General features: G+C 57.8%; 1 protein-coding gene. It reads left to right on the top strand.

All coding sequences use genetic code 11. The features are described 5' to 3' along the window. On the top strand, positions 1 to 405 hold a 405-nt coding region (locus GVL12_RS25910; protein WP_200844107.1), incomplete at both ends, for an IgaA/UmoB family intracellular growth attenuator.

Here is a 405-nt window from a genome sequence, read left to right as displayed (position 1 = left end):
GGATAATCTGGTGAATACCTCTACGGCGCCGTTTATTTCACGCGAGACTGCGCGAGCGGCCCAGGCGCTGAATAGCCCTGCTCCCGGCGGTTTCCTGATTATCAGCGACGAAGGCAGCGATCTGGTCGATCAGCAGTGGCCGACGACCTCGTTATATGACTATCCTCCCCAGGAACAGTGGAACGCCTTTCAGCGCCTGGCGCAGATGCTGATGCAGACGCCGTTTCGCGCGGAGGGGATCGTCACCAATATTTCGACTGACGCCAATGGCACCCAGCACATTGGTCTGCACCGTATCCCGGATCGTTCAGGATTGTGGCGCTACCTTGGCACGACGCTGCTGATGTTCTCCATGCTCGGATGCGCTGTCTACAACAGCATACAGGCATTCAGACGCTATCAGCG

It is taken from the genome of Pantoea sp. 18069, from assembly GCF_902706035.1.
In the GTDB taxonomy this organism is placed as follows: domain Bacteria; phylum Pseudomonadota; class Gammaproteobacteria; order Burkholderiales; family Burkholderiaceae_C; genus Comamonas.
The sequence above is the reverse complement of the archived record's forward strand: the minus strand, read 5'-3'. Positions and strand labels throughout refer to the sequence as shown.